At 74.4% G+C, this 8,361-nt stretch carries 6 protein-coding genes and 1 riboswitch; of the genes, 1 reads left to right on the top strand and 5 read right to left on the bottom strand.

The genetic code is table 11. The features are described from left to right. A partial coding sequence (locus tag RI554_09305) for a BTAD domain-containing putative transcriptional regulator (protein MDR9392210.1) occupies positions 1–1,031 on the bottom strand: 1,031 nt, incomplete at its 3' end. A 149-nt stretch (positions 1,032–1,180) separates the two neighbouring features. On the opposite strand from RI554_09305, the gene hemN reads away from it, so the two are divergent. Then, positions 1,181–2,590 carry an oxygen-independent coproporphyrinogen III oxidase gene (hemN, locus tag RI554_09310; protein MDR9392211.1) on the top strand — a complete coding sequence of 470 codons (1,410 nt, stop codon included), beginning with the start codon at positions 1,181–1,183 and terminating at the stop codon, positions 2,588–2,590. Between the two features lie 73 nt (positions 2,591–2,663). On the opposite strand, the gene RI554_09315 is transcribed toward hemN, so the two are convergent. From RI554_09315 to hemH, 4 genes are all read right to left on the bottom strand, one after another. Continuing rightward, a complete protein-coding gene (locus tag RI554_09315) occupies positions 2,664–3,968 on the bottom strand; it encodes an aminotransferase class V-fold PLP-dependent enzyme (protein MDR9392212.1) in 1,305 nt (434 codons plus the stop codon). Between the two features lie 255 nt (positions 3,969–4,223). Next, positions 4,224–4,348, bottom strand: a riboswitch (SAM riboswitch). Positions 4,349–4,419: 71 nt separating this feature from the next. Next, positions 4,420–5,724, bottom strand: coding sequence for a glutamate-1-semialdehyde 2,1-aminomutase (gene hemL, locus RI554_09320; GenBank protein ID MDR9392213.1), 1,305 nt, complete (start codon positions 5,722–5,724; stop codon positions 4,420–4,422). Continuing rightward, positions 5,721–7,169: a protoporphyrinogen oxidase gene (gene hemG, locus RI554_09325; GenBank protein ID MDR9392214.1), complete on the bottom strand. Its 1,449-nt coding sequence runs from the start codon at positions 7,167–7,169 to the stop codon at positions 5,721–5,723. Before hemG ends, hemL begins: the two co-directional genes overlap by 4 nt. Continuing rightward, complete coding sequence (gene hemH / locus RI554_09330) at positions 7,166–8,302, bottom strand: ferrochelatase (protein ID MDR9392215.1); 1,137 nt, start codon at positions 8,300–8,302, stop codon at positions 7,166–7,168. The genes hemG and hemH overlap by 4 nt, the downstream gene beginning before the upstream one ends. Positions 8,303–8,361 lie beyond the last annotated feature (59 nt).

The following is an 8,361-nucleotide window of genomic DNA, read 5'->3' on the forward strand; positions in this document are numbered from 1 at the left end:
GCGAGGTGGGGGACGTCGTCGACGAACAGCAGCGCCGGCGCGTCGCCCGCGTCGGGTCGGTGGTCCCGCAACGCCCGCGCGAGCGCGTCGGGCGTCCGCACGTCCCGCGCGCTCCACGTCGCGACCCCCCCGAGGAAGCGGGGGGCGAGGACGCGGGCGGCGGCCCACGCGACCGTCGAGGCGCCCATCCCGGGCGCGCCGGGCACGACGACGGCGCGCTGTTCGTCCTCCAGGAACGCCCGCTCGATCTCGAGGATCTCCGCGGTGCGTCCGACGATCCCCAGCGGGGCGGGCGGCGCGCCCGGCATGCCGGGCGCGCCGGCGTCGCGCGCCGCGAGGCTCGCGGCGAGCGCGTCCAGCGCGGCGGACGGCCCCTGGTCGAGCTGCCGGCGGATCTCGAGGCGGGCGGCGTCGACCTGCGCGAGCGCGGCGTCGCGCCGCCCGAGGCTGGCCAGGAGGCGCGCGAGGCGACGGTGGGTCGGTTCGTCCCACGAGCGGCAGGCGAGCGCGGTGCGGAGCGCGTCGACCGCCGCCTCGTCGCGGCCCTCGCGCAGGTAGGCGTCGCTCGCCGCGGTCCAGGCGTCCACGGCGGTGCGGACCACGCGCTCGCGGAGGGCGTCGACCCACTCCGCGAACTCGGGCGCGTCGGTCGCGTCGAGGCCCGGCAGGACCGGGGTGGTGCCGTCCGCGCCGACCGGGCGCTCCCCGGCCGGCGCCTCGAAGCGCGCCCAGGCGTCGAAGTCGGCGAGGTCGTTTTCCAGCGCCACGTCGGGGCGCAGGCGGACGGTGCGGCGGTCGGCGTCCAGGACGTCCCCGATCCGCTTGCGGACGTCGGCGAGCGCGAGGCGCAGGTTGTTCTTGGCGCTGGTCTCGTCCGCGTCGGGCCAGAACAGGGCGGCGAGGTCGGGGCGGGGGACCGCCCGCTCCTCCGTCGCGAGGTAGAACACGAGCGCCGCCGCCTTCCGGTAGCGCAGCGCGACCGGAACGCCGTCGTCGTCGAGGATGGAGGCGTCGAAGTAGGCCAGCCGCATGCGTCCTCCCGTCCCGCGAGTCTACCGCGTCGTGACCCCCATGCCGGCCTTGCGTAACGGTGTGACGACGCCGGGCGGGGTGGGCCGTCAACGCGGCGCGTGACCCTTCGGTGACGCACGTCCCGGGGGGCGCCCGGTAGCCTCACGCCATGGCGAACGCATCCGCGGTGCCCCCCACCGCCGACGCCCGGACGACGGCGGAGCGCCTCGCGCGCTACGACCGGCCCGGTCCGCGCTACACGTCCTACCCGACCGCCGTCGAGTTCCACGAGGGCTTCGGGCCCGACGCGTACGCCGCGACCCTCGCGGCCGCCGCCCGCCGGCCCGACGACCCGCTGTCGGCGTACGTGCACCTTCCCTTCTGCGCGGAACGCTGCGCCTTCTGCGGGTGCAACGTCATCGTCGGCCGCGACCAGGGGCTGGCGGACCGGTACCTCGACCACCTCGAGCGCGAGATCGCGCTCGTCGCGGAGGCGCTCGGGGAGCGCCGCACCGTCGTGCAACTCCATTGGGGGGGCGGGACGCCGACCTTCTTCACGACCGCGCAGATGGCGCGCCTGATGGACGCGTTCGAGGCGGCGTTCGCGCTCGCGCCCGGCGCGGAGGTCGCCATCGAGGTCGACCCGCGCGTCACGACCCCCGAGCAGGTCGCTTGGCTCGCGGAGCGCGGCTTCACGCGCGTCTCGATGGGGGTCCAGGATTTCGACGCCGCGGTGCAGGACGCGATCGGGCGGCACCAGACGGCGCTGCAGACGACCGCCCTCTACCGCCGCTTCCGCGCGGCGGGGGTCGCGTCGATCAACCTCGATCTCGTGTACGGCCTCCCGGCGCAGACCCTCGATTCGTTCGACGCGACCCTGGACCGCACCCTCGCGCTGCGGCCCGACCGGGTCGCGGTGTACGCCTACGCGCACCTCCCGCGCGCCCAGAAGAACCAGACGCGCATCGACGAGACCCTCCTTCCGTCCCAGGAGACCCGCCTCCTGTCGTTCGGTCTCGCCCGCCAGCGCTTCCTGGAGGCCGGCTACGTCCCGATCGGCATGGATCACTTCGCGCTGCCCGGCGACGGCCTCGCCCGCGCGGCGGAGGACCGCACCCTGCACCGCAACTTCATGGGCTACACGACGCAGGTCGCGCCCGACGTCGTCGCGTTCGGGACGAGCGCCATCGGGGAGGTCGACGGCGCGTTCGCGCAGAACACGAAGAAGCTCAACCGCTACGAGGCCGCCCTCGCCGAGGACCGCTTCCCCGTCGAGCGGGGCTACGCCCGCACGGCGGACGACGCGCTGCGCAGCGACGTCATTCGCGCGTTGATGGTGAACCTGCACCTCGACGTGCGCGACGTCGAACGGCGGCACGGCATCGACTTCGCCGCGTACTTCGCCGACGCCCTCGCGACGCTCCGTGCGGGCCCCGAGCCGGACGGCTTCGTGCGGATCGCGCCCGACACCCTCGAGGTCACCGAGGCCGGCCGCCTGTTCGTCCGCAACGTCGCGATGGCGTTCGACGCGCACCTCGCGAAGCACCAGGGGACCGGCCGCTTCTCCCGCACCGTGTGACGGGGGCGCCGCACGGCGCCCCCGTCCGGCCCCCGCACGGCGCCCCCTCCCGCCGTCGCGTGGGGGGTGGGGGTCAGCCCCGGAGCGCCGTGGCGAGCGCCTGGTCGAGGTCCTCGATCAGGTCGTCGACGTGCTCCAGGCCGGTCGCGACGCGGATCATGCCGGGGCTCACGCCCGCCGCCGTCAACTCCGCTTCGGAGAGCTGCGCGTGCGTGGTGCTGGCCGGGTGCGTGACGCTCGTCTTCGAGTCCCCCAGGTTCACGAGGCGGGAGCACAACTGCAGCGCGTCGAGGAAGCGTTTGCCCGGCTCCAGGCCGCCCTCCACCTCGAACGTCACGACGCCCCCCGCCCCGCGGGGGAACAACCGCTGGGCGCGTTCGTGGTCGGGATGGTCGGGCAGGTCCGGGTGGTTCACGGCGTGCACGCCGTCGCGCGTGCGCAACCAGTCCGCCAACGCCCGGGTCGTCGCCACGGTCCGCTCCGCCCGCAGGCTGAGCGTCTCGAGGCCCTGCAGGTGCGTCCAGGCGGCGTGCGGCGACAGCGACGCCCCGAGGTCGCGGAGCCCCTCGACGCGCGCGCGGATGGCGAAGGCGACGTTCCCGAACGGTCCGTCCGTCCCGAACGTCTCCCAGAAGTTCAGGCCGTGGTAGCTGGGGCTGGGGTCGGTGAACAGCGGGTAGCGGCCGTTCCCCCAGTCCATCGTGCCGGCGTCGATCGCGACGCCGCCGATCCCGGCGCCGTGCCCGTTGATCCACTTCGTGGCGCTGTGCAGCACGACGTCCGCGCCGTGCTCGATGGGGCGCAGCAGGTACCCGCCCATCCCGGCGGTGTTGTCGACCATCACCGCCACCCCGCGCGCGTGCGCGGCGTCCGCGATCGCGCCGAGGTCCACGATGCGCAGCGACGGGTTGGGGAGGCTCTCGAGGTACACCGCGCGGGTGCGCTCATCGATGAGGGCGTCGAACGCCTCCGGCGTCGCGTCGGGGTCGGTGAAGCGCACGTCGATCCCGAGGCGCGGGAGGGTGACGGCGAACAGGTTGCGGGTCCCGCCGTACAGGTGGGGGCTGGCGACGACGTTGTCGCCGGCCTGCGCGACGGTCGTGATCGCCAGGAACTCCGCGGCGTGCCCGCTGGCGACCGCGACCGCCATCGCGCCCCCCTCGAGCGCTGCGAGGCGTTTCTCGAGGACGTCGTTCGTGGGGTTCATGATGCGGCTGTAGATGTTGCCGAACTCCTGCAGCGCGAACAGCCGTGCGGCGTGGTCGGCGTCGTCGAACGCGTACGCGGTGGTGGGGTGGATGGGGACGGTCGCGGACTTCGTGGTCGGGTCGACGGTCTCGTACCCGGCGTGCACCTGCAGCGTCTCGAACTTCGGCATGACGGACCTCCTCGCGCCCTCACGGGGCGCGGCGCCCGCCCGGCGGGCGGGGACACGGAAACGGCGTGGGCGAATCGGACCCCCGGGAGGGGGTTCGTTACGGGCGTGCGGGACCGGCGGCCGCCGCGCGGCGCGCCGGGCGCGACATTCGCCGTCCAGGGGTCCGTGGAACGGAGCGCGTCCAGATCGTCGGGTGGTGCATGCTCGCCTCCCTTCCGCTCCCGCGGGAGCGGGGGACGAAGACGAGGCGTTTCGCCCCTATCTTCCCGGAACGGCCCGCCATCGTAGCGGCCGCGCCGGCTGGATGGAGCACCCGCGGACATGATCGCGGGCTGCCGCAGGGTCGACGGGCCAGGTCCCTCGCCTGCTCTCGATAGGTGGCGCCGCAGCGCCGATGGCGACTCTACCGCGGCGCCGGGGGCGGCGCGCCACCCCCGGCGCGACGTGCGCGTCAGGCGACGTCGGCGAAGGCGGCGCGGGCGGCGCCCACGACGTCCTCCACCATCGCGTCGGTGAGCGCCAGGCTGGGGAACGCCGCCTCGAACTGCGAGGGCGGCCACCACACCCCCCGCGCGAGGAGGGCGTGGAACCACCGGCCGAAGGCGTCGGTGTCCGACGCGGCGGCGGTCTCGAAGTCGCGGACCTCCCCGTCGCGGAAGAACACCGTCAGCATGGCGCCGACCTGGTTCACGACGACCGGGACGCCGGCCTTCGCCGCACCGTCGCGCAGGCCCTGGGCGAGGGCCGCGCCGATCGCGTCGAGGCGTTCGTACGCGCCGGGGGTCGCGTCGATCGCGTCCAGGGTCGCGGCGCCCGCCGCCATCGCCAGCGGGTTCCCCGACAGGGTGCCCGCCTGGTAGACCTTCCCGAGGGGGGAGACGTGATCCATCGCGGCCGCCGTCCCCCCGAACCCACCGACCGGAAGCCCGCCCCCGAGGACCTTGCCCCACGCGACGAGGTCCGGCGTCCAGCCGTCCCGCTCGATCGCGCCGCCCCGCGCGAGGCGGAAACCGGTCATGACCTCGTCGACGACCAACAGTGCGCCGTGGCGGCGCGGGACGTCGTGCAGCGCCGCGCGGAACGCCGGCGTGGGTTCGACGACCCCCATGTTCCCCGACACCGGCTCCACGATGACGGCGGCCACCTCGTCGCCGTGCGCCGCGAAGAGCGCCTCGAGGGCGGCGACGTCGTTGAACGGCGCGACGAGGGTCTGCGCCGCGACCGCCTCGGGCACCCCCGCCGAGGACGGCACGCCGGTCGTCATGGCGCCCGACCCGGCCGCCACCAGCAGGCCGTCGGCGTGCCCGTGGTACTGCCCGACGAACTTCACGACCTTGTCGCGCCCCGTCGCGCCCCGCGCGACGCGAAGCGCACTCATGGTCGCCTCCGTCCCGGAGTTCGTGAAGCGCAGCCGGTCGACGAACGGGTAGCGGTCGACGACCCGGTCGGCGAGCTTCACCTCGCGGGCGGTGGGCGCCCCGAAGGAGGTGCCGTGCCGGAGCGCCTCCTCGACCGCCCGCTCGACGTCGGGGTGGCGGTGCCCGAGGATCATCGGGCCCCAACTGCCGACCAGGTCCAGGTACCGCACCCCGTCGACGTCGTACACGAACGGTCCGTCGGCGCGCTGCACGAAGCGCGGCGTCCCCCCGACCGACCCGAACGCCCGCACCGGCGAGTTCACGCCGCCGGGGAAGCGCGCCTTCGAGCGCTCGAACAGCGCTTCGGAACGCTCGCCCGCCTTCGACGACCCGCTCACGCCGCCACCCCCGCCGCCGCACCGGCGGCGGGCGCGGGGCCCGCGGCGCCGCGCGCCGTCGCGTGCGCGAGGGTGCGTTCGGCGACGAGCTCGGCGTCCTCGACGAGCGCGCCGACCGCGACCCCGCGGTAGGCGTTCCCGGCGACCTGGACGCCGGGGAGGGCGGCCAGGTGCCCCTCGATCGCCGCGACCCGGTCGTGGTGCCCGAGCTCGTACTGCGGAATCGCGTACGGTTGCCGCCACGTCCACGCCCGCCGCGGGGCGTCGCGCACCCCGAGCGCCTGGTCGAGCACCCCGAGCGCCGTCGCGCGGAGCGCCGCGTCGTCCTTCGCGAGGACGTCCTCGCGGCCGGCGCCGCCCATGATGACGCGGATCACGGTCGTGCCGTCCGGCGCGCGGCCCTCGAAGAGGTTCGATTCGAACAGCGCCCCGAGGACGTCGACCGGTTCGCTCGGCGCGACGAGGAAGCCGTACCCCTCCGGCGTGCGGTCGAAGGCGGCGTCGTCGAACACGAACGTCGCGACCGCCAGGTGCCCCGTCGGGATGGCGTCCAGCGACGCCGCCAGGTCCGGGGCGGCGTCCGCGACGAGGGTGCGCGCGACCTGCGGCCCGACCGCCAGCACGACCGCGTCGGCGTCCTCGTCGCGGCCGTGCGGCGTCGTGAGGACGTAGCCGCCGTCCGCCCGCCGCGCGAGGGCGGACACCGGCGCGTTCAGGCGCACGACCGGTGCGCCGTCCTCGCGGCCGGCGTTCAGGTCGTCGGCGAGGGCGTACGGCAGCCGCTGCATGCCGCCGCGCAGGGTCCAGGTGGTCTTCCCGACCCGCTTGCGTTCCTTCGCGCCGGCGATCGCCGCGACGACGAGGGAGCGGTGGTCGCGCTCCATCGTCTTCATGACGGGGAAGGCGGCGTCCACCGACAGGCGGCGGACGTCCCCGCCGTACACCCCCCGCACCATGGTGCCGAGCAGGACGTCGGCCGCCTCCGGCCCGATGTGCCGAGCGGCGTACGCGAACACCGACTCCTCGTCCGGCACGCGCCGCGCCACGAACGGCTCGAGCGCGATGCGGAGGCGTCCCGCGAGGCTCATCGGCGTGAACGACAGCAGCGTGCCCGGTCCGCTCGGGAGTTCGTGCAGCCGCCCCCCGTGCAGGATGAAGCGTTTCGCGGCGGCCTTCGACGCCTCGATGCGTTCGTTCTCAAGCCCCAATCGCGCGAGGAGGTCGGCGGTGGGGCCGGCCCCCGTCCGGAAGGCGTTCGCCGCCCAATCGAAACGCACGCCGTCCGCCTCGACGGTGCGGAGTTGGCCCCCCGGCTGGTCGGAGGCCTCGAGGACCGCCAGGTCCAGCGGGACGCCCGCCGCCTCGGCGTGCCGGCGGACGGCGTGCGCGGCGGCGAGGCCGGCGAGGCCGGCCCCGACGACGCGCACGCGGTAGGGGGCGGTCACTGCCCGCTCCCGTACAGCTTGCTTTCCTTCGACGGCGTCACCGCCGTCCGGGCGTACGGCGCGACGGGGTTGAGGATGTTGCGGCACTGCGGGTTGACGCAGCCGGGGCACCGCAGCCCGTAGTTCGGGCTCGCCGCCTGGCCCGACGCGAGGTGGTCCGCGACGAGGTCGGCGATCGCGTCCTGGAACGACGGCAGGCCGTTCAGGGCGGGCGCCCGCCGGTACTCCTCGATGCCGACCTCGTGCGCCAGCTCGCCGTACTCGATGTCGAGCTCGTGCAGCGTCTCGATGTGGTCGCTCGTGAAGGCGATGGGGACCACCAGGACGCGCTTGCGTTTCTTGCTGCCGAGGTTCTCGATGACCTTCTCGGTGCTGGGCCCCAACCAGCGGACCGGCCCGACCTCCGACTGGTAGCTGATCAGGTACTCGTTGCGGTACCCGAGGCGGCTCATGACCTCGTGCACGCTCGCGCCGACCTCCGCAGGGTAGGCGTCGCCGCGATCGACGATCGACAACGGCAGCGAGTGCGCGCTGAACACCAGGACGACGTCCTTGCGGTCGGTGGCGTCGAACCGTTCGAGGCCTTCGCGGACGGTGTGCGTCATCGATTCGATGAAGCCGTCGTGCGTCGGCCAGCGGTCGATGACGCTCCACGTGAAGCGGTCGGACAGCCCCGTGCGGCGGGCGGCGCGCCAGAGCTCGTTCATGCTGGAGCCGGTCGTCGCGCAACTGAACTGCGGGTACTGCGTGAAGGCGACCGCCCGCTCCACGCCGTCCTCCGCCATCGCGCGCAGCGCGTCGTCGCTGGTGGGGTCGATGTAGCGAAACGCGACGTAGAACTTGTGCGGCGCGGTCTCCGGCGACATCGCGTCGAGGCGTTCCACCAGCCCGCGGCCCTGCTCCTCGGTCCAGTGCAGGATGGGGCTACCGCCCCCGATGTCCTCGTAGTTCTTCTGCACGCTCTTCGTCCGCCGGTTCGCGATGAACGGCCCGAGGCGATCCTGGAACGGCAGCTGGATGATCTCCCGGTCGGCGAACAACGCCTTCAGGAACGGGTTGACGTCGTCGAGGGTCTTCGGTCCACCGAGGTTCATCATCACGATGCCGGTCGGGGCCTTCGGGGATTCGCTCATGGGGTCCTCCTGGGGTGGGGGCGGGGTCCGCACGCGCAGGGGCGTGCGTCGGGACGGGG

The organism is Trueperaceae bacterium (assembly GCA_031581195.1).
In the GTDB taxonomy this organism is placed as follows: Bacteria; Deinococcota; Deinococci; order Deinococcales; family Trueperaceae; genus SLSQ01.